Origin of the sequence: Paraburkholderia sp. 35.1, from assembly GCF_050436525.1 — a bacterium.
GTDB classification, from domain to species: Bacteria; Pseudomonadota; Gammaproteobacteria; order Burkholderiales; family Burkholderiaceae; genus Paraburkholderia; species Paraburkholderia tuberum.
On record NZ_JBNDMJ010000001.1, the window covers coordinates 983,433 to 1,005,987 of the forward strand.

A 22,555-nucleotide genomic window follows, 5' to 3' on the forward strand; every position below is an offset into this window, starting at 1 on the left:
TTCATGATGCCATACTGAGCCGAACGGTCTGACAGATCAGGGTGGAATGTCTCCCGATACTTCAATGCCGTCACACATCGCGACCGACGCGCGATAACGCGTCTCGAAGTCGCAATTCTTTGAGCGCGACGTGTACCGACGGGTCATGCGCGGCGGATTCGACCGGTCGATGCAATAGTTTGCCGGCATCGTTCGGCTGGGCCCCATGTTTTGGCTGCAAAACGCGTCGCCATCAGTCGCAAAGCAGCCCCACCATCGGAATCGCCGGGGTTCGTCCCGTGATCAGGTCGGCCGTGATTCGAGCCGATCCGTGTGACATGGTCCAGCCGATATGACCGTGACCGGTATTCAGATAAAGATTGCGATACTTCCTGCGCCCAAGAAACGGCAGGTTCGTCGGCGTCATCGGCCTGAGACCGGCCCACATTTCGGCGCGATCGTAGTTGGCGCCGGCCGGGTAGAGTTCTTGTGTCACGCTCTTCATAAACGCAAAATCAGAAGGCTTATGGCTCGTGTCGTAGCCGGCAAACTCCGCCGTCGCGGTGACCCGGATCCGGTCGCCGAAGCGCGAGATTGCGACCAGGTTGTGCTCGTCGACCACTGCGACCGAGGGAGGCATGGGCCGGCCATCGATCGGAATCGTGAGGGAGTATCCCTTGATCGGATAGATCGGAAGATCGATGCCGATCTGTCGGCCGAGAACCGGACTATAGGGGCCAAGGGCGAGCACATACGCGTCGGCTTTTACAAGGCCTCGACTCGTTCTTATGCCCACCACATCCTGCCCAGCGGTTTCGAAGCCGTCGATGGTGGTGTCCGTCAGAAGCGTACCGCCACGCGCGACAATCTTTTCCGCAAGGGCGCGGGTGAACTTCGCAGGGTCTCCGGTCTCATCGGTCGGGCAGTAAATGGCACCCGCTATCCTGTCTTTTGCCGAAGCCAGCGACGGGTCGAGTGCGACGACCTGATCGCGGCTGAGAACCCTGATGACTTGCCCATCGGATTCCAGCAGCTTCATGTGTTCGACTCCGCGATCCTGCGCTTCCTGAGTGCGATGAAAATACAGAATTCCGCGGTCATTTCGATCGTATTCAATGGCGTCCTCGGCGATCACATTCTGTAGCACGCGTTGCGAGTACGCGGCAAGCCGATGCTTGAGCAGAGTATTGCGGCGTGCCTTCTCTGATGTGCATTCCATCAGGAAACGCCACGACCAGCTGTAAAGCCTGGGATCCGCCGAGAACTTGAAGCGCAACGCCTGATCTTTCAGCACCAGCGATTTGAGCAGAATCATCGGCGCTTTGGGCGAGGACCAGACAAAGGAATGCCCGGGCGCGATCATGCCCGCGTTACCCCAACTGGTTTCCGATGCGACTAAAGGCTGCCGCTCGACGATCACGACCTCATGGCCATCCTTCTGCAACTGGTACGCGGTTGTCACACCGACTACCCCGCCACCGAGCACGACAACTTTCATGATGTCCTCAGATACAAGGGGGCCGGCGGGCATTCAAGGCGGCGCGGTCTCGCTCCGGCTTTTGTGCTGCGCCACCATCGATTCCTGCTGGACAGGAGGCGCCAGTCTCACTTCCATTGCGGCTGATTCAGCACCATTCCGTGCTGCCCTTTGTAGGCAGCCACGGCCGGCGGCGTCCACCCATCCAGCATCCGTGGCGCGAGTTGCCAGACCTCGACGCCAAGCGGCCGGCACACTTCCAGCGGATCGCGCGCGTCGGGTCCCCACATCGGCACTGACAGATCGCCGCCCGGACAGGTCGACAGCGCGCACAGCAGGTCGATCTCCGCGAAGAATTCGAGGTAATCGCCTTTCTTTGCCGGACACGCCTTCATGAAGTATTTGTCTTCGAGATTCAGGCCGGTGCACTGGAACACGTTGAGCACGTCGTGGACGTCGTACTCAGTCAATCCATACGGGGCGATGGCGCGCGTCAGGTTGGAGTGGCAGTGAAAATGAAAATCCTCGCCGGTCAGCATGCGGTTCACGTAGGGGTCGCAGCGCGTGCCGAGCAGATCGTGGACACGGCCGCCGTGCTCGTCGACGCCGTAGCCTGCGAGACTGTCGTCCGTGATGGTCACCATCGGACGCAGGAATGGCAGCGTCGACCACAGACGGTCGAACGTGCTCACGTGCGCCTGCTGCAACTGGCGCGTGCGCGACGCCCACATGCGCTCGCGCGGGTTGTGCCGGTTCCACATGTTCAGGTCGGCAACCTGCGGGCCTTCGATCGTGACAATGCGAAACACGTGGCCGGCCGGCACGGTCCACGCTTGCCCCGAGCGGATCGGCACGACGATCGATTCGACCAGCGTGCGGGTGTCGTGCTGTGAGGCGATGCGCTGATAGAACGTCTTGTCGACGTCGAGCGCTGAGCCTTTGGTGGACTGATAGGCAGCAGGATAATTCAGCATGATGCATTCTCCGTCGAACTCAGGCCGGCGCCGTGCCGCGACGAGGCGGCGTCGTCATCGCTCGGGCGACGCAGCACTGCAACGACCTTTTCCTTATCGATCTCTGACATGTTTTGCCTCCATGACGTCTGACCCGTTTCAGCCAAGGTCGATTGCCCAGTTGGCGGGTTACTCTGCCGAGCTGGCACTGCCGCCCAGATAGGCAGCGCGGACCCGGCTATCCTGAGCCAGCTCGCGGGCGGACCCCGCGAGCGCAATGTGCCCGCTTTCCAGCACGTAAGCCCGATGAGCGATCCGCAGCGCCTGGCGGGCGTTCTGCTCGACGAGGAGAATCGAGGTGCCTTCGCGGCAGATGTCGGCGATCATGCCGAAGATCGCGCGGACCAGCTTCGGCGCGAGTCCCATCGACGGTTCGTCCAGCACCACGATACGCGGGCGCAGCATCAAGGCTCGGGCAATCGCCAGCATCTGCTGTTCGCCGCCGCTGAGCGTGCCAGCCAGCTGGCTGCGTCGCTCGCCGAGCCGGGGGAACGTCGCATAGAGCTGATCCCTTCGCTGTTGCAATGCCGCACTGTCGCGCCGGATCAGATAGCCGCCGAGATGCAGATTTTCCTCCACCGTCAGCGCCCCGAAAATGCGCCGCCCCTCTGGCACATGACCCAGACCCAGCGCCACGATCTGGTGTGCGCGCAAGCCCGTCAGGCGCTGGCCAGCCATCGCAATGTCGCCCGCGCGCGGCCGGATCAATCCGGAAATCGCCCGCAGCGTGGTCGTTTTTCCCGCGCCGTTGCTGCCGAGCAACGCGACGATCTCGCCCTCCGCGACGTCCAGCGAGATGCCGTGCAGCACTTCGACAGTCCCATAGCTCACACGCAGATCGCGGATTTCTAGGAGTCCCACAGCGATTTCTCCCCGGCAGTATCGTCGCTCGCCTCGTCCTTTCCGGCTGTGCCGAGATAGGCATCGATCACCCGCGGGTCCGCCTGGATCGCGGCGGGCTGGCCCTCGGCGATGATGACGCCGTGGTCCATCACGATGATCCGGTCCGACACGCCCATCACCAGCATCATGTCGTGCTCGATCAGCAGCACCGTCACGCCATGATCCCGGATCCGCCGGATCAGTTCCATCAGCGCGCGTTTCTCGGTCGGGTTCATGCCTGCAGCCGGCTCATCGAGCAGCAGCAGGCGAGGGCTGCTGGCGAGCGCACGGGCGATCTCCAGCCTGCGTTGGTCGCCGTAGGGCAGATCGGCGGCGCGCTCGCCCGCCCTGCCGGCAAGACCGACGAAGGCGAGCCAGCGCAGGCCTTCGGTGGAATGGTCCGCCGCCTCGGCGCGCGCGGACGGCAACGCCAGAAGCTCGGCTGCGAGCGGTGTCCGAAGCCGATGGTCCATGCCGGTCAGGACGTTTTCGAAGGCCGTCATGTGGCCGAACAGGCGGATGCCCTGGAAGGTGCGCGCCATGCCTTGATGGACGATGCGATGAGGCGCGCCGCCGGCAAGCCGTTCCCCGCACCAGACGATCTGGCCGCCAGTCGGGCGGATGACGCCGGTCAGGCAGTTGAACACGGTGGTCTTGCCGGCGCCGTTCGGACCGATCAGGCTCACGATCTCGCCGCTTCGCACCATGAAGCTGACACCGCCGACCGCCAGCACGCCACCGAAGCGGCGCTGCATGTCGCGCACCTCCAGCAGGACCTCATCGGTGACGGCGTGATCGGGCACAGCGACGCGATCGGCGTCAGCGCCCTTGCGCGCCGGCGCGACGCGGCGCAACGGCGCTGGCCACAACCCCTGTGGCCTTAGCAGCATCAGGATCACGAGCCCGATCGCGAAAGCGAAGATGCGCCAGAGGTTGAGAAACCGCAGGATCTCCGGCAGGCCGGCGACGATGATGGCGCCGAGGAGCACACCGGGAATGCTGCCCCGGCCGCCGAGCACGACGACAATCAGGATCGTGACGGACTGCAGATAGGTGAAGCCGGTCGGATCGATGGTGCCGAAGCGGGCGGCGAACAGGCTGCCGCCCAGCCCGCCGATCAGCGCGCCCATCACATAGGCGAGCAGCTTGACGCGCAGCGTCGGCACGCCGACGGCCTCGGCAGCTGCCTCGTCCTCGCGGATGCTGGTCCAGGCGCGGCCCAGCCGCGACTGGCCGAGCCGGATGGCGAACCCGAGCACCAGCACGAGGAACGCCATGCCCAGTTCGTAGAGCGCTAGCGGCGAACTGATCTCGAAACCGAACAGGCTCGGGCTCGCGATGCCGAAGATGCCGTTCGGGCCGCCCGTGATGTCGAGGTTGGTGGCGACGATACGCGTGATTTCGCCGAACCCCAGCGTGACGATCGCCAGATAGTCGCTGCGCAGGCGCAGGGTGGGATAGCCGATGACGATGCCCGATACCCCGGCGAACGCCAGACTGAACGGCAGCGTCTCCCAGAACGAGAAGTGCAGCAGGGTTTCCAGCAATGCTGTCGTGTATGCGCCGATCGCGAAGAAGGCCGCGTAGCCCAGATCGAGCAACCCGGCATAACCGACTACGATGTTCAGCCCAAGACCCAGGATCGAATAGGTGACGATGGTCAGGCCGACATCGACGACATAGTTGCTGACGACCGCAGGCAGCGCCACGGCGGCGGCCAGCAGCGCACCGCCGAGAGGCTTGGCCCAACGCGCGGAAGCCTGACTGGCGCTCATGGACTACATTCTCTCGACAACGCGTTCGCCGAACAGCCCGGTCGGCTTGATCACCAGCACGGCGATCAGCACGCCGAAGACGAACACGTCGGTCCATTGCGAAGAAACATAGCCCGCGCCGAAGGCTTCGAGCAAGCCAATCAGGATGCCGCCCGCCATCGCGCCCGGGATGTTGCCGATGCCGCCGAGCACGGCGGCGGTGAACGCGCGCAGGCCTAGCACGAAGCCCATGAAGAAATTGATCTGCGTGTAGTAAAGACCTTCCATGACGCCCGCCACGGCGGCCAGCACCGACCCGAGCAGAAAGGTGAGCTGGATCAGGCGTTCGACGTCGATGCCCATCAGACGCGCGGCGTCCTGATCGATTGCCAGCGCGCGCATCGCGGTGCCGAGGAAAGTGTGGTGAACGAAGAAATACAGTGCCAGCATCAGGGCCAGGCTCGTCACGATGATGCCGATCTGCGCGAAGGTGATCTGCACGCCGTGGAGTTCGAAGCCGGCCTGGCTCAGCACGTGCGGATAGGTGCGAAAGCCCGCGCCGTAGATCAGCAGCACCCCATTTTGCAGCGCCAGCGAGACGCCCAGCGCCGTAATCAGAATCGACAGCCGCGGCGCGCGCAGCAACGGCTGATACGCGAGCCGCTCGATCAGCAGGCCGAGCGCGCCTGTGACCGTCATGGCGGCCACAAGGGCGATCAGCAGCGCCAGCGCGAGCGGCAGATGCGCGGATGCAAGAACCATCAGACCGGTCCAGCCGATGAACGCGCCGACCATGAACAGGTCGCCATGAGCGAAGTTGATCAGCCGGATGATGCCGTAGACCATCGTGTAGCCGAGGGCGACGAGGGCATAGAACGAGCCGGTCGTCAGCCCTTCGATGACGAACTGGAAGAAGTCGCTCATGACGGGGCGGCGCGTGCAATGACGCCTACTTCATCGCCACCCAATGCCCGTTCGCTTCCTGCCGCTGGTAGGGCTCGAACTTGTCGTTGTGCACGATGATGGTGATGTACACCGCTTTACTGCGGTCCCCCTTCGCATTGAAGGAAATCGTTCCGGTCGCGCCCGGGTAGTTCGAGATCTTGTGCAGAGCCGCGGTGATCGCGGCAGGCTGGGCCGATTTTGCGTCCGCGATGGCTTTGGCCGTGACTCCGACAGCGTCGTATTCATAGACCGAGTACGGTCCCGGCGCTTGCCCGTAAGCCTTCATATAGTCGTCGACGTACGCGTGCGCGCCGCTCAGGAACTGCGCAAGCGGTGCCGTCGTGATGATCATGCCGTCGGCGGCGGGACCGGCCGTCTTCATCAGGGTGGGGTCATTGGTGGCGTCGCCGCCCATGAAGGTCATTTTCAGACCCAGTTGCCGCGCCTCCTTGACCAGCAGGCCGGCTTCGGAGAAATAGCCTGTGTAGTAGATCACGTCAGGCTTCAGTGAGGAGACCCGCGTGAGCGTCGGTGAATAGTCCATCTGTCCGGGGGTGATCGAATTGGCGTACACGACATCGACACCGTCCTTCTTCAGGGCTTGCACGGTGTTCTGGGCGAGGCCTTTGGAATAGGTCGTGTTGTCGTCGATCACCGCCACGCGCTTCGCGTGCAGAACGTCTTTCATGAAGCTTGCCGCGAATGGGCCCTGCTGGTCGTCACGGCCGATCGTGCGGAACACGTTGTCGTACCCCATCTCGGTCAGTTGCGGATTCGTCGACGCATCCAGCACGTAGGGAATCCCGGCGCGATGAAAAGTTGTCGATTCCGGCAGCGCCGCGCTTGAGCAATATCCGCCCGCTACCGCGACAACGCCCGCATCGACGAGTTTCTGTGCCGCCTGCACCGCGGTCTGCGCATCACAGGCGTCGTCCTCGGGCACCAGCTCGATCTGCTTGCCGAGCACGCCACCGGCCGCGTTGATTCTGGCGGCGGCGAGCTTCGCGCCATTGACAATATCCGTGCCGGCATTGGCACTGCTGCCCGACAGCGGAACGGGCACGCCGATCTTGATGGTGGCGCCCTGGCTTAGCGCCGAACCGGGAGCCACGCCGACAAGCAGGGCCACGGCGGCCGCCATGCCCGCAAAGGCCGTTTGCCGCGAGCCCCGCTTTGCACCGGACCAGCCAATCGTCTGAGCAAACATGTTAGAGACTCCTTATTGTGAGAGGGATCGGACGATCCGCCACACGGGTATACCGGTGACATCGGAAAGCGGACGGAAATGGGGCGATTGCGTGTGTGATTCATACCCACCAGGTCAACGGCGTGACTGCTGGTTTCACCGGAGCGCTGACACTAAAGCGCCTCTTTCATGATAGAAGCCGGTGTGCGTTGGACGGTATAGGGTATTTGCGTATAAACCATTACACAAAGGCGCCGGCAATCCCCTACCTTTAAGAGGCAGTGACGACAGAGACTCGCGAGCGGCGAACGCGACATGACAGGACGACTCCGAAATGAGTGCGATTGCACCGCATGACGACGTGTACACGAAGCTCGATTTCACGCTGGACGACGGCGTCTGCCGGCGTGCCGCGATTGGGCTCGTGGTGCTCGCCACCGATCATACGATCGAGCATGAGTGGCGGGGCTTGCTGACGCAGGACGGCGTGGCGTTCTACGAAAGCCGTGTGTATAACTCGGCGGACATCACGCCCGAACGGCTAGCGGAAATGGAGGACCGTATTGCACCGGCGGTCGCGCTGATCCGTCCGGCCGAGCGTATCGATGTGGTGGCGTTTGGCTGCACGTCCGCGTCGATGGTGATTGGGGAGGAAAAGGTGTTCGCGCGGATTCGCGAAGCGCGTGCGGACGCCGCGTGCACTACGCCGATCACCGCGGCGCTGGCGGCGCTTCGCGCACTAGGCGTCCAACGTACGGCCCTGCTTACTCCCTATGTGCGTTCGATCAACGAATACATGCGCGACTATATCGAGTCGCGTGGTCACGGCATTACGCGCATGGCGTCGTTCGAGCATGCGAACGATAACGAAGTGGCGCGGATCGACGCGGCGTCGTTGCGAACCGGTGTTGAGCGACTTGCGCGCAATCGTGACGTGGACGCGATTTTCGTATCGTGCACGAGCTTGCGCATCGCCGGGTTGATTCCGGAGCTGGAGGCGGCGATGGGCAAGCCGGTGATATCGAGCAACTACGCGATGGCGTGGCACGCGTTGCGGCTCGCCGGCGTGGGAGATTGCGAGCCTCAGCTTGGGCGGCTGTTCGCGCTGTGACGTTGTACCTTGAAACGCGACGCAGCGCGAGGGGGCGACCATGCGGCGATCGACGCCGAGGCCATGTTCCAGACATCGACGCGCACCACAGACGCGGCAGGCGCGTCGGATGAACCGCCGCAGGAATCGCTCATCGAAGCGTCTGCGCGACGGCAGGACTACGACGACTGTCCGTCATTTCCCAGCATGGTTCGACGACATGCCGGCGCGCCGCAATGACACGCGTACTGGGCGCGAATGTCGTCGGTGACCGCGCCGTCCACTGACAGACCGTAATTGATGAAAAGCTCCTCCCCGGGTGCGATCGTGGCGAGCGCATGAATGAACACCCGGTCGCCCGTCTCGATGGCCTCGCAGTTGGGGGCGCACGCATGGTTCAGAAAGCGGGCGCTGTTGCCGCCGCGGCTGCCGTCGATCACTCGTCCGCTGGACAGCCCAAACACGAAGGTGTGGCCCGCGTCGGCTCGCTGACGGGCGGCGGCGCGCCGCCAGCTGGTCACTTCCCCCTTGTACTCGATCACCCGTTCGCCCGGGGCGATCGGCTGCAGGGCAAACAGTCCCATGCCATGCACTGGTGAGCGTCGTGCGGTGATGCGTCGCAATCGCATTTTGTCGTTTCCTTCGCGACCCTCGGTCGTTGCATGTGGTTGAGCAGCGATGCGAAGCATATCGCCACACAGTCAGGCGCTCAATATTTTTCTTTTTAAAAGCGCAACTAACAGCCAAGGACGGACCGCGCCAAGGGTTCCGGCTTTGCCGCAACGAGGCTGGCAACGGTCGACAGTTACAGGGAGGTCATCAAGTCGCATGTCCACGGCAGCACGCTGGCACAACCGTCGGCTCAGCCAAACGAGCGGCTGGCCGCCGCTGCGCGCTTTCGCAACCAGTTCATGCAGGCGAACAGGGCGATGGCGAACGCCATCAGCAGTGTGGCCACGGCAAGGATCGACGGGTCGATCTGGTCACGGATGCCACTCCACATCTGCCGCGGCACGGTGCGCTGCTCGGGGCCGCCAATGAACAGAATGACGATCACTTCGTCGAACGACGTCGCGAATGCGAACACACTGCCCGTTGCGACGGCGGGCGTGATCAGTGGGAGCGTGACGCGACGAAACACGACCCACGGCTGCGCGCCCAGCCCCGACGCAGCGCGAAGCAGGCTTTGATCGAACGAAAGAAGCGAAGCCGTCACGGTGATCACCACGAAGGGCGTACCGAGCGCGGCATGCGCAAGCACGACGCCGAGATACGAATTGACCAGGCCGAGCGGCGAAAAGACCAGATAAAACCCTGCCGCGACGACAACGATAGGCACGATCATCGGCGACACGATGATCGGCATGATGATCGAGCGGTAAGGAAACTGCGTGCGGCTCAAGCCGAGCGCGGCGAGCGTGCCGAGCACCGTCGCGATCAGCGTCGACGCCGCGCCGATGCCGATGCTGTTCGCCAACGCGCGTTGCCAGTCCGGCGAACTCAGCGCCTGCGCGTACCAGCGCAGCGAGAAGCCCTGCATCGGGTAGGAGAAGAACGAGCCGGAGTTGAACGACAGCGGCACGATCGCGAGGATCGGCGCGACGAGGAAAAAGAAAATGAGCGCGCAATGCACGCGTAGTCCCGCGCCCGCGATGCGTTCCGAGAGTAGCCGGGTTCGTCCGTCTTTCATCTGAGTCTGCCTGTTGATCAACCATACGAAGGAGCGACAACCCATTAGCGTCGGTTGCGCGGCGCGTTAGCCGAAGCGCAAGCGGTCGATACCGACCAGCCGGTTGAAGATGAAATAGAACACCGCCGTGAATGCGATCAGATAGCACGACAACGCACCCGCGAGTCCCCAGTTGAGCTGATCGTTGGTCTGCGACGCGATCAGCTGGCTGATCATTTCGTCGCCGGCGCCGCCTAGCAGGGCGGGGGTGATGTAATAACCGAGCGCGAGCACGAACACGAGAAAACATCCCGCGCCGACACCCGGCAGCGTTTGCGGAATATACACTCGCACGAAGGCCACAGCCGGATGCGCGCCGAGGGATTTCGCCGCGCGCATGTACACGGGCGGGACACCTTTCATCACCGAAAAGATCGCGAGGATCATGTATGGCAGCAGGATGTGCGTCATGCCGATCAACACACCCGTACGATTGAAAATCAGCGACAACGGATGATTGATGAGCCCAAAGCGGAGCAACGCGCTGTTGATCACACCACCTGGTTGCAGCAGCACATACCACGCGGTGGTCCGCACCAGCAGCGATGTCCAGAACGGTACGATCACGAAGAGGATCAGCCGGTTGCTCTGGTCCTCCGGCAATGTCGCGAGCAGATACGCCACGGGATAACCCAGCACCAGGCACAGCAGCGTGACCGTCGCACTGATCGTGACCGTGCGTCCGAAGGCCGCGCGGAAGATGGCGCTGTCCGCCGCGACGGACGTCACCGAGCCATCGGGCGCGACTTGCGCGTCGACGGCGTTCAGCAAATAGTCGGGCGTGGGCGAGATCGACGCACGCTTGAGGAGTCGCCAGGTTTCCGGTGTGTTCCAGCGTTCATCCAGCTCGATCAGGGCGGGCTTCCATTGCGCGGGCGTTTGCGAACGTGTGGCACGCGCCGTCTTGAACAGCAGGCTGCGGAACTCTGGTTGAGAGAAGTTCATGCGTCGCGCGATATTGCCGAGCTGGCCGGATTCGCTGGCGTCCTTCAGGTCGTGCGCGAGTGCGGCAAAGGCCGGTTCGCCGGGTACGCCCGCACCGTCCCATCCGGCCAGCGCCGTGCTCAATTGCGGCATGCCGGCGCGCACTTCAGGGTTTCGCACGCTGCGCGCGAGCAGGCTCGCGATCGGCGCGACGAACGTCACCAGCAGAAAGATGAGCAACGGCAAAGCCAGCAGCAACGCGCGCATCGCGGCCTTGCGGCGCGCGGCGCGGAACGACTCGCGGTTCGCGGCCTGCGGATCGCGGCCAAAAGAGGCAGTGGATGGCAGCGGCGTATTCATCGTGCTCGATCTCCCGGGTGACGTTCGTTCGATCTGGCGCTACTGCGTCAGCCAGTTCTGGAACCGCTTGTTGATCGCATCCGCGTTGTCGGCCCAGAACGTCGCGTTGATTTGCAGCGGGCGTTTGAAGTTCTCCGGCGCCGTCGGCAGATCGTTCAGACGCGCCTTGTCGATCAGCGGAATGGCGTCCTTGCGCGGCGGCGCGTACGCGATGTACTTCGACAGGTCCGCATAGGCCTGCGGCGTCGAGGATGCGACGATGAACTTCCGCGCCGCGTCGGCATGCTTCGCACCGTTGACCACGGCCCACCATTCGTAGTCGTACACCTGTGCATCCCAGACGATCTTGAAGGGCTTCTTGTCCTTGTGCACGGCGTCGTCGATGCGGCCGTTGTACGCCTGCGTCATCACGACCGCGCCGTCGGCGAGCAGTTGCGGCGCCTGCGCACCCGCCTCCCACCAGACGATGCTCGGCTTGATGGTGTCGAGCTTCTTGAACGCGCGGTCGACGCCAGCAGGCGTGGAGAGGGTCTTGTACACGTCCTTGGGTGCCACGCCATCGGCGATTAAGGCCCATTCCATCGCGACCTTCGGCGACTTGCGCATGCCGCGCTTGCCGGGGTACTTGCTGAGGTCGAAGAAATCGTTGATGGTGGTCGGCGCAGATTTCAGCTTGCTGGTGTCATACGCATAGACGGTGGACCATACCATCGCCGCGACGGCGCAATCACTGATCGAGCCCGGCAGGAAGTCACTGGTGTTGCCGAGCAACTTCTTGTCGAACTTGGCGATGAGGCCTTCGTCGCACGCGGTGATCTCGTCGTTGGTTTCGAGGTCGATCAGATCCCAGGTCGGGTTCTTCGACTGTTCCATCGCTTGCAGCTTGGCGAGGCCGCCATCGTAGGACTCGGTGGAGAACTGGTCGCCGGTTTTCGCGGTGAACGGTTCGAACCATGCCTTTTTCGCGGCAGCTTCATACGCACCGCCAAAGGTGACGACGGAAATCGTTTCGGCCGCGTGAACCGTGGCCGCGGCAAACACCCCGAGCGCGCACGCCGCGATGGTGGTCCGGAAGGACGAGAGTGTGGTCTTCATTTCTAGTTGGCTCCTGCGATAAGTGGCGAGGCGGACGAGGGAACGGCAATAGTGGAATAGTCGGCGCCGCCGGACGCGGCGGCGGAATGCGGCGCGGGCGCCATGACGGGCAGCACCTTGCAGTCGTCGCGCCGCCAGGTCACGGCGGTCTGACGGCCCAGTGCGGGCAGATCATGGTGCTGTGTGTTCGGCAGCTTGACCACCATGCTTTCGCCATGACCGAGCTTCAAATGCACGCGATGATGATCGCCGCAGTAGACGAGTTCCTCGACGAGCGCGTGCACGACGTTCATGTTCTGCCGGGTCGCTTCCTGCACGGCGTCCGGCGTCGCCGCGATGTGCGCGCGCTCGGGACGCAGCGCCAGCACCGCCGTGTCGCCCGACGCGAGCCCCGCGCCCGGGCGTCCGCGCACAGTGCTGCCATCGGCCAGCTGCATCGCAGCCCATTCCCCGCCGTCCGAATCGACGCGACCGGTCAGTCCATTGTTCTCGCCGACGAAATTGGCAACGAACGCATTCGCCGCGTTTTCGTAGAGTTCGGTCGGTGCGGCGGCCTGCTGGATGCGTCCATCGGAAAACACGGCGACGCGGTCCGACATCGTCAACGCTTCGTTCTGGTCGTGGGTCACGTAGACGATCGTCAGCGACAGTTCGCGATGCAGCCGCATGATTTCGTATTGCATGGTTTCACGCAGGCGCTTGTCGAGCGCGCCAAGCGGCTCGTCCATCAGCACCACGCTCGGCTCGAAAACCAGCGCGCGGGCAAGCGCAACGCGCTGCTGCTGACCACCCGACAGTTGCGACGGACGCCGCCCCGCCAGATGCGATAACTCCACCATGTCCAGCACGCGCGTCACGCGCGTTTTCTGTTCGCTACGGCTTATCTTGCGCACCGACAGCGGAAACGCGACATTCTCGGCAATCGTCATGTGCGGGAACAGCGCATAGTTCTGAAACACCATGCCGATATCGCGCCGATGCGGCGGCTTGTCGTCCAGACGCTTGCCGGCGAGGCGGATTTCACCGCGCGTCGGCGCTTCGAATCCCGCGAGCATCATCAGTGTCGTGGTCTTGCCGGAACCGGACGGACCGAGCAGCGAAACGAATTCACCGTGCGCGACATCGAGATCGAGTCCCTCGACGACGCTATGCACGCCGTCGTATGACTTGCTGACGCCGTCGAACGAAATAAATGGTTGGCTTGACATGGGTAACTCGGCAGAGTGTTGGCGGTCCACGTGGGGCGGCAAATCACTTCGCGCCCAGGCGTCCCGCCAGATAGCGGGCGAAGTCGTAATTCGGCCGTTCCAGAGGGCTCAGATGGCCAGGCTTCGCGAGTGGCGCGTGCACGCCGCGAAATACGGCCTCGACGCCGCGCCGGTCCTCGGCGTTGACTTCGTCGAGCAGCGTCTTCAGCGTAGCCATGTAATCGGCGGCCCGCGGATCGTCGACGAAATCCGGTGCGAGGCCGCCGCCGAAGCGGATATGCACGCGGCCGACGCCCCGCGGCTGCAGGATCAGATACCAGAAGTAGCCGGGCGTCAGCGTGATCAGGTGTGTCGGGTAGATCGCCAGCAGCGCGGTGGTACGGCGCCAGTGCCCTTGCAGACGTGTATTGCTGGGATGCGCGTTGCCGATCGGCAGCGACGCTTCCTTGGTGATCCAGTGATAGTTGAACGCGGGCAAGCCCGGCGGACATTCCATTTCTTCGAGCTTCGAGTGCGGCCCGACCGTTGCGCGATGCAGCATCGGCAAGTGGTAGCTCTCCATGAAATTTTCCGCGAGGATCTTCCAGTTGGTGTCCCACACGTGCTCTTCGTGGAAGGTCTCGACGTAGTTGCTCATGCCGTACGGCTCGATCAGCTTCGTCAGCCCGGACAAATGTGATTCCACCGAAGGCGCATGCGCGTTGAGCGTTACGTAGATCCAGCCTTGCCACGTCTCGCAGCGCACGGCAGGCAGCTTGTATTGTTCCATGCAAAAGCCCGGCTGCCGATCCATCAACGGCGCGCCCGCGAGCGAACCATCGAGCGTGTAGTTCCATGCGTGATAGGGGCACACGATCCGGCGCACGTTGCCGCGCCCTTCAAGCAATACCGACATCCGGTGCAGGCAAACATTCGAGAATGCGCGCAACGCACCGCTCGCATCGCGCAGCACGAACACCGGCTGGTCGTCGATTTGCGCGGTCAGATAGTCGCCGCTCTGTGCGAGCGCGCTCGCGCGGCCCACGCACAACCACTCGTTGCGAAACACGTCGCGCCGTTCGAGCGCGAGAAACGCCTCCGACGTGTAGACGGCCGGCGGCATTGCGTGCGCATCCCCGAACGGACGCTCGCAGTTCTCGCGCAGGGCGCGAACGATGTCGAGCTCAGTGTCCGTCGACTGAAGAATGGCTGACATAGGGGGCCCCCCATCAGTGTGTGCATCCGATGAGCACCAATCTAACAATCCAAATTGCTAGGTAAAATATTGTTTTTGCATGCAGTGCATAGCTCAAGCCTATGCCGAGAGGCTTTCCGGGCCGCTAAGCGATGTGGAGGCGCCGAATATACGTTTCACAGAATGCCGAGAAGCGCTTCACAACCTCGCGCGGCTTGACGGCGCCCGATAGTGCGATGCCAAGCGTCGTCGCATTGACGCTTTCCTTGAAATGTTTAATCACGAAGTCTTCGCCGTCCACTGTCCGGGTCGACTTCAGCGGGAAGTTGAGTATGCTGTAACCCAAGCCGTTGGCAACCATGCCACGCACCACTTCAGGCTGTGACGACCGGAAAGCCGCGGTAGGGCGGCTGCCGACTGCGTCGAACAGCGCGGAGAAGTACTCGCGGCTATGCGGAAGGTCCAGCATCACATAGGGCTCGGGCAGCAGATCGGCCAGCGACACTTTGCGGGCCCGTGCAAGCCTGTGTGTTTTAGGCAGGATGACATACGGTGGCAGCGAAAGCAGCGGGGTAAACGCGATTCCATCGGCGATATCGAGGCTGTAGGTCAGCGCGATATCGAGCGAGCCGTCGCGCAGGCCGCTCAAAAGCGTGTCCTGATGCGCTTCCGTCGTACGGAAGGTGACCGCCGGATAGTCCCGCACGAAGCGGCTGATGATGCCTGGCATCAGCGGCGGGGCCAGCGACACCATGCAGCCCAGCGAGATGGAGCCCGACATGCCGCCGTCGATTTCCTTCGCGGTCAGCTGCAATTCTTCGGCGTTCTGAAGCAGATTGCGAGCGTGGCCGAGCAGATCGCGGCCCGGTTGCGTGAGCGACAGCCCGCTGGCGTGATGGCGGATGAACAGTTGGACGCCGAACGATTCCTCCAGATCCGCGAGCGACGTCGAGATAGACGGCTGCGAAATGTGCAGGCGCTTTGCCGCGGCGGTGAACGAAAGCGTCTCGGCCGTGACGACAAAATACCTGAGCTGACGCAACGAGTAGCGTATCGAGTTGCCGTCCATCAGTTGCTCCGTGTTCGGTCGAACCGATTGTCGCTTGCCAATTGTCGATTGCATAGCGAAAAACGATGCAAAGCATTTTTAAAATATAGTTTTTGTTGCCCGCCGCGCGGCGTACATTCTGTCCGACCGAAGAGAGAGTGTGACCTGAATCCAGAGCGCTTTTCAGAAGGAGAAGGCCATGTCGGCTGAAAAATTGTCGATCGACACGCTGGTCATAGGCGCGGGTCAGGCGGGCGTGGCAATGAGCGAACACCTGAGCAAACTCGGCGTACCCCATCTCGTGCTGGAGCGCGACCGCATTGCCGAACGCTGGCGTACCTGCCGCTGGGATTCACTGGTCGCCAATGGTCCCGCCTGGCACGACCGCTTCCCTAATATGGAGTTCGAAGGACTCGATCCTGATGGGTTCGCCGCCAAGGATCAGGTCGCCGATTACTTCGAGGCCTATGCGCGCAAGTTCGATGCGCCGATCCGCACGGGCGTCGAAGTCACGAGCGTCGAGCGTCTGAAGGGCCGGGCAGGATTTACAGTCGCAACGTCCGATGGCACGATCGAAGCCCGTCGCGTGGTCGTTGCGACGGGGCCGTTCCAGCGGCCCGTCATTCCCCCCATCGCGCCACAGGACGTCGAGCTCACGCAGCTTCATTCGGCCCACTATCGGAACCCGGCGCAGCTGCCCGAAGGCGCGGTGCTCGTGGTTGGCGCGGGGTCGTCCGGCGTGCAGATCGCGGACGAACTGCAACGCGCGGGCCGCAAGGTTTATCTGTCCGTGGGTGCGCATGACCGTCCGCCGCGCGCCTATCGCGGTCGCGATTTCTGCTGGTGGCTGGGTGTACTCGGCGAATGGGACAAGGAAGTCGCCGTGCCGGGACGCGAGCATGTGACCATTGCCGTCAGCGGCGCGTATGGCGGCCAGACCATCGATTTTCGCAGGCTCGCTCATCAGGGCATGACGCTGGTCGGCACGACGAAATCGTTCGCGAATGGCGTCGCGATCTTCGAACAGGACCTCGCCGCCAATCTGACGCGTGGCGACGAAAACCTGAGGTCGCTACTGGACGCAGCCGACGACTACGTCGAGCGCAACGGCGTGGACCTGCCGGAAGACCCCGACGCACGCCTGATTCCACCCGACCCGGAGTGCGTGACGCATCCGCTCCCGGAACTGGATCTGAAGAAGGCGGGTGTGAGCACGATCATTTGGGCCACCGGCTACGCCGTCGATTTCAGCTGGCTGCACGTGAACGCATTCGACGATAAGGGCAAGCCGCAGCATCAGCGCGGTGTATCCAAGGAACCGGGCGTGTATTTCCTCGGCTTGCCTTGGTTGTCGCGGCGCGCGTCGTCGTTTATCTGGGGCGTCTGGCACGACGCAAAGCACATCGCCGATCACATCGTCACGCAGCGCAAATACCTCGCGTATCGCGACGCGTCGCAGCGTCGGCAGGACGCGCGCGGCGTGCACGGCGCGAATCCGACCGATACCGCGTGCGACGAATCGCACGCGCCGAAGACCAAAGAAGTGGGAGTGAACTGATGCCTACGCATACCCGCATCCGCATGTTCAATACGAAGGATACGTACCCGAACCAGTCGCTCGATAACGATCTTTGCCAAGCGGTTCGCGCGGGCAATACGGTCTATGTGCGCGGCCAGGTCGGTACGGATTTCGACGGCAACCTGGTCGGTCTCGGCGATCCGGGCGCGCAGGCCGAGCAGGCGATGAAGAACGTCAAGCAACTTCTCGAGGAAGCCGGCAGCGACCTGTCGCATATCGTCAAGACGACGACTTACATCACTGATCCTCGTTATCGCGAGCCGGTGTACCAGGAAGTCGGCAAGTGGCTGAAGGGCGTGTATCCGATTTCGACGGGGCTGTGCGTCAGCGCGCTCGGCCAGCCGCAATGGCTGATGGAAATCGACGTGATCGCCGTGATTCCGGACAACTGGAAGCCATCTCAGGCGTGAGGAGCTACCCATGACATTCTCGATCGTCGGACGTTGTGGCAAGACCGGTCAGCTTGGTATCGCGATCAGTTCGTCGAGCATTGCGGTGGGTGCGAGGTGTCCGTGGGCGCGCGCGGGCGTCGGTGCGGTGGCGACGCAGAACGTGACGCAGCCCGCGCTCGGGCCGCAGATTCTCGATCTGCTTGAAAGTGGGCGTATCGCGGCGGATACGGCGCTCGAACGGGCGCTAGGCGCGAGCGAATGGGGCGAATACCGGCAGGTGACGGTGGTCGACAGTGAGGGGCGAACCGCGATGTTCACCGGCAAGGAAGCACTCGGCGTGCATCACGCCGTCGCGGGAAATCAGTGTGTGGCAGCGGGCAATCTGCTCGCCGGCAAGCCGGTGATCGACGCGATGGTGAAAGCGTTCGAGAGCGCACAAGGCGTGCTCGCCGATCGTCTGCTGCACGCGATGCATGCGGCCGTCGAAGCTGGCGGAGAAGCAGGGCCCGTGCATTCGGCGGCTCTGAAGATCGTCGCTACACACGTCTGGCCGATCGTCGATCTGCGTGTCGATTGGGCCGACGACGATCCGATCGGCAAACTTGCCGCGCTTTGGCAAGCGTATCGGCCGCAGATGCGGGACTACATCGCACGCGCGTTGAATCCAACCGCGGCGCCGAGCTACGGAGTGCCCGGCGATGAGTGAGTTGTCGAGCCGTGCGCTGCTCGAACGGCTGATCGGTTTTGCGACTGTCAGCCGCGACTCCAATCTGGAACTGATCGGCTTCGTGCAGCAATACTTCGCGGATCCAGGTGTGGACAGCGAGCTGTTCCATCACGCCGAGCGTACCAAGGCGAACCTGTTCGCCACGATCGGTCCGCGAGAGCGTGGTGGCATCGGGCTGTCCGGGCATACCGATGGTGTGACGCGATGTTCGCTCGCCTCGCTGAACATCTCAAAAGCGTGAGGTAGCCCGCGCGTCTGCGGTGCAAATCGGGCGTGAGGGGTTCATCAGGACACGCGCTCCGCCACTTCGAGCACGAAGTGCGCGACCACGACCACACCGGTGATCAGGGTCGCGAGCCAGCAGAGCGCGCGTAACGACCAGTGCGCGACGATTTCGCCGACCGCTTCTCGTTTCGCACTCAGCAGCACCAGAAGCACCAGCACGGGCGTAATCGTCATACCGTTGACGATGGCGCTCCAGTACAGCGCCTTGACAGGGTCGACGTGCCATAGGCCGAGCGCAACGCCAAGCAGCGTCCCGAGCCCCGCGAGCGCAACGAGCAGAACAGCAATGCGCCGATCACGCCGTTGGCCATGGGGCCAGTCGAACGAACTCGCGACCGCTTGCGCAGCGGAACCCCCAAGCGAAGGTAGTGCGAGCAGCGCTGAGCCGATCAGTGCAAGCCCAAGCAGTGTGCCGGCGTAGCCATCCACTAGCGATTCGAGCACCCTGGAAAGCTCCATGGGCTCGCCGGGCCGCGTCTGTGCACCATGCAGCGTCGCCGCAGCCGCAATCATGATGCACAATGCGGCCACGCTCGATAGCGCGGTGCGCGTCAAGGTCTGCATGCGCGCCCGGCGAAGCTGCTCTGACGAACGTCGATCGCCTCGCGCCGCGTGCTGTTCGTGCTGTCGATGTTCTTCCTGTGCTTCCTGCTCGGCCTGCGAAAAAAGCAGATAGGGACTCATCGTCGTACCGAGTACGGCCATCAGCATCGTGACGAAATCTTCTTTCCACTCGACGTGCGGCACGAGCGAGCGCAGCGCGACCGTGTGCCAAGGCACATCGACGATCAGCAGCACGCCGGCATACGCGAGCATCGGCAGCATCAACCATTTGAGCACCTGCGCATAGCGCGCATAGGGAATGAACCACTGCAACGCAATCGAGGTGCAACCGCATGCGAGGGCAAGCAACCAAAGCGGCCCATGAGCGAAGCGTTGCACGACCGCGGCCATCGCCATCACATTGACGGCGATATTCAGCGTATTGGCAATCACGAACCGCGCCACCGCCAAATAGAAGAACACCGGCGAATAGTGCGCGCGCATGTTCGCGGTCAGGCCATGTCCAGTGACGGCGGCGACACGCGTCGAGACCAGCTGCAACGCGACCATCGACGGATACGACAGCACGCAGGTCCACAGCAGGTCGTAGCCGTACCACGCGCCCGCGAGTGAATAGGTGGCGATCCCGCTGGGATCGTTATCGCAGCCGAGACTTGCCAGCCCCGGCCGCAGATCGGCGGCCCACGAGCGGGCGGCCTGCGACGAGGCAGCGTGCGTACTACCTTGTGCGGCGCGGGGCGCGGTGCCCCTGTCGGGGGAAGAGTGCATTCGCCTGACCGTCGGGAAACCAGGGATGCTGTAGCGCTCGCACGAAACGTTCCTTCGTCGACTCGTTTCGCGGCACACATATTCAGCGGATGTGACGCTATCGGGGGCGACTATCAGGACTCCCGCAGGCTGACGATACAATGTCACATCTTCAACCCGCGCCGACCAGCGCGAAATGCTCGTCGACCGCGGCGAGCGAACGACCAGTCTCCGCGATAGCTCCCCGCAAGTGAGGTCTCAATGCCCAGGCGTCTTTTCCGCGCTGCGGCAATCGAAACGGACTCAAAGCGGTGAATGACACACTCGGCCATACTGCATCGCAGCTGACTCGCTGCGTTTGCCTGAATTTCCGACCTGCTTCGGCAGGGATGCTGGATGTGCCGGACAAAGTGACAGTTGCGACGAGCCGCTGAAGAAAATCGCTGGAAAGGAGAAATCTTGAAAAAGACAGGATTCACGGTTCTGATCATGACGCCTTGCACGGGCGCGCACACATCGGACTACGCTGAGGTCTGGAATCCACCAGAGGCACGCGCGAACATGCTTCGAGTGACGACTCGCGCCGCATCCGTCAGGGTCGTGCGCTAATGGAAACGATCGACTACGACGGGTACACGTTGTGGGGGCATGCCATCCTTCAGCAGGAAGGCGAAGGCATCCTGCAACCGGAGCGCTATGCGGCGAGCGGAACCATTACGCGAGGCGGAAAGCTGATCGAAGCATCAGGCATTCTGGGACTATTCGATAGCGAGGAGGAAGCCCACCATGCAGGCCTGGATTGGGCGCGCGCGTGGGTGGATGCTCATGGATGAGCTTGCGCTTGGCAGGGTAGTCGAGAGGCTCGGAGCCGTTGCCGTTGGTGGGCCGGGAGGACGCGCCAGCGGATCGACTCAAACCTACGCTTCCCGCTTGCTGCGCCCATACAGCAGCAACATTGCCGCTATCACCGCGCCATAGATGATCTGACGTCCCGCCTCGGGCATCTGCGCGACTGAAAGGATCGACTGCAGCAGCGTGATGAGGATCGCGCCAGCCACGGTGCCGAGGTATGAACCTCGTCCACCCAGAATCGATGTGCCGCCGAGCACGACTGCCGCGATCGCCGGCAACAGGTAGGCATCGCCCATCGACTGCGCTGCCTTCGATGCATAACCGGCGAGCAATACGCCGCCGAACGCCGCGAACGCGCTGCACACGGCGAATGCGGCCACGGTCACGAGCCGCGTATTGATGCCGGACAGATACGCCGCGCGTTCGGTATTGCCGATCGCGTACGCGTGCGGCCGAAGGTCGTACGCGACAACAGGAACACCGTGGCGCCGCCGATCACGAGCCATAGCGCGACGGCATTCGGCACGCCCGGTACGAGCCAGCCCGCCGCGAGCCATCGCATCACCTGTGGCGCGGAATCCTGCGGCGACGATCCGCCGGTATAGACGATCATGATGCCCTGTGCGACCGCATTGGTCGCGAGCGTTGCGATCATCGACGGAATGCGCAGCAGCGCAACGAGGATGCCGTTGACGACGCCGATCAGCACGCCGCAATCAATCCCGACCGGTATCGCGAGGATCCGTCCGAGTTCGCCGTGCCCCGCTACCGCGCACGCCATCATTGCGCCGACGGTGATGGTCCACGGCAGCGACAGGTCGATGTGGCCGAGCAGGATCACCATCATCAGGCCGGTCGCGATGATGCCGAGGAACGCGCCGACCTTCAGTTGCAGCAGGATGTACTCCGGCGACGTGAAGTTGCGCGAATACATCCCGCCGACGAGCAGCAGCGCGACGATGCACGCGAACGCGATCACGATCGGTTTGTCGATTCTGCGCGTGAGCCTCGACACGAACGTGGTCCGACTGGTCGCTGAAACGTGGCTCATTGAAACCACTCCAGACGGTTGCGTACCTTGAACAGCCCGCATGCGCCGATCGCGACAGCGAGCAGAAGAATCACACCCTGGAATAGCGGCTGCCACAGCGCATCGACGTTGAACACGAACAGCAGGTCGCCGATCGAGCGAAACGCGAATGCGCCGAAGATCGCGCCAATCGCGCTGCCCTTGCCGCCGAGCAGCGACACGCCGCCGATCACCACTGCGGCGATCGAAAACAGCGTGTACGAGTTGGCGCTGCCGAGGCTCGCTTCGCCGGTGTCGGTGAAGAACGTCAGGAATAGGCCGCCGATCGCAGTGAGCAGGCCGGCCAGCGTATAGCTGGCGAACTTCGCGCGGCGGATCGGCATGCCGGACAGAAAAGCCGCGGGTTCGGACGAGCCGGTCGCGTACGCCGCGCGCACGGCGATGCAGGCGCATCTGGCGCGCGTGGTCGGCGAGTTCACACGAGCCTGGCGTTAGCCAGACCGTGTTCTGCGGTG

20 protein-coding genes and 2 pseudogenes are annotated in these 22,555 nt (G+C 63.0%); 6 read left to right on the top strand and 16 right to left on the bottom strand.

Annotation, left to right across the window (positions count from 1 at the left end; translation table 11 throughout):
• Positions 1-232: 232 nt before the first annotated feature.
• The 6 genes from OKW27_RS04760 to OKW27_RS04785 form a co-directional block, all read right to left on the bottom strand.
• Positions 233-1,477, bottom strand: coding sequence for a D-amino acid dehydrogenase (locus OKW27_RS04760; protein ID WP_429332705.1), 1,245 nt, complete (start codon positions 1,475-1,477; stop codon positions 233-235).
• A gap of 107 nt (positions 1,478-1,584) precedes the next feature.
• Entirely contained in the window at positions 1,585-2,430 is an 846-nt protein-coding gene (locus OKW27_RS04765; protein ID WP_429332706.1) for an urea carboxylase-associated family protein, read from the bottom strand.
• Between the two features lie 168 nt (positions 2,431-2,598).
• Complete coding sequence (locus OKW27_RS04770; RefSeq protein ID WP_090810981.1) at positions 2,599-3,330, bottom strand: ABC transporter ATP-binding protein; 732 nt, start codon at positions 3,328-3,330, stop codon at positions 2,599-2,601.
• On the bottom strand, positions 3,318-5,126 hold the full coding sequence (locus tag OKW27_RS04775) for an ABC transporter permease subunit (RefSeq protein WP_429332707.1): 1,809 nt from the start codon (positions 5,124-5,126) through the stop codon (positions 3,318-3,320). The genes OKW27_RS04770 and OKW27_RS04775 overlap by 13 nt, the downstream gene beginning before the upstream one ends.
• 3 nt (positions 5,127-5,129) lie before the next feature.
• Positions 5,130-6,029, bottom strand: coding sequence for a branched-chain amino acid ABC transporter permease (locus tag OKW27_RS04780; protein WP_018422469.1), 900 nt, complete (start codon positions 6,027-6,029; stop codon positions 5,130-5,132).
• Between the two features lie 25 nt (positions 6,030-6,054).
• Positions 6,055-7,257 carry a branched-chain amino acid ABC transporter substrate-binding protein gene (locus OKW27_RS04785; RefSeq protein ID WP_429332708.1) on the bottom strand — a complete coding sequence of 401 codons (1,203 nt, stop codon included), beginning with the start codon at positions 7,255-7,257 and terminating at the stop codon, positions 6,055-6,057.
• Positions 7,258-7,570: 313 nt separating this feature from the next.
• Here OKW27_RS04785 and OKW27_RS04790 point away from each other — a divergent pair, with 313 nt between their 5' ends.
• Positions 7,571-8,347: a maleate cis-trans isomerase family protein gene (locus tag OKW27_RS04790; protein ID WP_429332709.1), complete on the top strand. Its 777-nt coding sequence runs from the start codon at positions 7,571-7,573 to the stop codon at positions 8,345-8,347.
• A 158-nt stretch (positions 8,348-8,505) separates the two neighbouring features.
• On the opposite strand, the gene OKW27_RS04795 is transcribed toward OKW27_RS04790, so the two are convergent.
• The 7 genes from OKW27_RS04795 to OKW27_RS04825 form a co-directional block, all read right to left on the bottom strand.
• Positions 8,506-8,955 (bottom strand): SET domain-containing protein, encoded by a 450-nt coding sequence (locus OKW27_RS04795; protein WP_090811862.1) that lies wholly within the window; start codon positions 8,953-8,955, stop codon positions 8,506-8,508.
• Between the two features lie 233 nt (positions 8,956-9,188).
• Positions 9,189-10,016 (bottom strand): ABC transporter permease, encoded by an 828-nt coding sequence (locus OKW27_RS04800; RefSeq protein WP_429332710.1) that lies wholly within the window; start codon positions 10,014-10,016, stop codon positions 9,189-9,191.
• Between the two features lie 66 nt (positions 10,017-10,082).
• Entirely contained in the window at positions 10,083-11,339 is a 1,257-nt protein-coding gene (locus OKW27_RS04805) for an ABC transporter permease (RefSeq protein ID WP_429332711.1), read from the bottom strand.
• Positions 11,340-11,378: 39 nt separating this feature from the next.
• Positions 11,379-12,434, bottom strand: coding sequence for an ABC transporter substrate-binding protein (locus tag OKW27_RS04810; RefSeq protein ID WP_429332712.1), 1,056 nt, complete (start codon positions 12,432-12,434; stop codon positions 11,379-11,381).
• Between the two features lie 2 nt (positions 12,435-12,436).
• A complete protein-coding gene (locus OKW27_RS04815; protein ID WP_429332713.1) occupies positions 12,437-13,642 on the bottom strand; it encodes an ABC transporter ATP-binding protein in 1,206 nt (401 codons plus the stop codon).
• 43 nt (positions 13,643-13,685) lie between these two features.
• A complete protein-coding gene (locus OKW27_RS04820; RefSeq protein WP_429332714.1) occupies positions 13,686-14,837 on the bottom strand; it encodes an SRPBCC family protein in 1,152 nt (383 codons plus the stop codon).
• Positions 14,838-14,961: 124 nt separating this feature from the next.
• Positions 14,962-15,885 carry a LysR substrate-binding domain-containing protein gene (locus OKW27_RS04825; protein ID WP_429332715.1) on the bottom strand — a complete coding sequence of 308 codons (924 nt, stop codon included), beginning with the start codon at positions 15,883-15,885 and terminating at the stop codon, positions 14,962-14,964.
• 178 nt (positions 15,886-16,063) lie between these two features.
• Between OKW27_RS04825 and OKW27_RS04830 the strand changes: the two genes are divergently transcribed.
• From OKW27_RS04830 to OKW27_RS04845, 4 genes and pseudogenes are all read left to right on the top strand, one after another.
• A complete protein-coding gene (locus tag OKW27_RS04830) occupies positions 16,064-17,422 on the top strand; it encodes a flavin-containing monooxygenase (protein ID WP_429332716.1) in 1,359 nt (452 codons plus the stop codon).
• The gene (locus OKW27_RS04835; RefSeq protein WP_184068482.1) at positions 17,422-17,853 is read left to right on the top strand and encodes a RidA family protein; all 432 of its coding nucleotides are present in this window, start codon (positions 17,422-17,424) and stop codon (positions 17,851-17,853) included. Before OKW27_RS04830 ends, OKW27_RS04835 begins: the two co-directional genes overlap by 1 nt.
• Positions 17,854-17,863: 10 nt before the next feature.
• Complete coding sequence (locus OKW27_RS04840; protein ID WP_429332717.1) at positions 17,864-18,541, top strand: DUF1028 domain-containing protein; 678 nt, start codon at positions 17,864-17,866, stop codon at positions 18,539-18,541.
• Positions 18,534-18,761: pseudogene (locus OKW27_RS04845) on the top strand (acetylornithine deacetylase); the annotation flags it as partial. The gene OKW27_RS04840 and the pseudogene OKW27_RS04845, both read left to right, overlap by 8 nt.
• An 86-nt stretch (positions 18,762-18,847) precedes the next feature.
• Here OKW27_RS04845 and OKW27_RS04850 read toward each other — a convergent pair.
• On the bottom strand, positions 18,848-20,179 hold the full coding sequence (locus tag OKW27_RS04850; RefSeq protein ID WP_429332718.1) for an NRAMP family divalent metal transporter: 1,332 nt from the start codon (positions 20,177-20,179) through the stop codon (positions 18,848-18,850).
• 587 nt (positions 20,180-20,766) lie between these two features.
• On the opposite strand from OKW27_RS04850, the gene OKW27_RS04855 reads away from it, so the two are divergent.
• Complete coding sequence (locus OKW27_RS04855; RefSeq protein ID WP_018422453.1) at positions 20,767-20,991, top strand: hypothetical protein; 225 nt, start codon at positions 20,767-20,769, stop codon at positions 20,989-20,991.
• Between the two features lie 84 nt (positions 20,992-21,075).
• Here the strand turns inward: OKW27_RS04855 and OKW27_RS04860 are convergent.
• Both OKW27_RS04860 and OKW27_RS04865 read right to left on the bottom strand, forming a co-directional pair.
• Positions 21,076-22,061: pseudogene (locus OKW27_RS04860) on the bottom strand (ABC transporter permease).
• The gene (locus OKW27_RS04865) at positions 22,058-22,519 is read right to left on the bottom strand and encodes an ABC transporter permease (RefSeq protein ID WP_429332719.1); all 462 of its coding nucleotides are present in this window, start codon (positions 22,517-22,519) and stop codon (positions 22,058-22,060) included. Before OKW27_RS04865 ends, OKW27_RS04860 begins: the two are co-directional and overlap by 4 nt.
• Between the last annotated feature and the right edge of the window lie 36 nt (positions 22,520-22,555).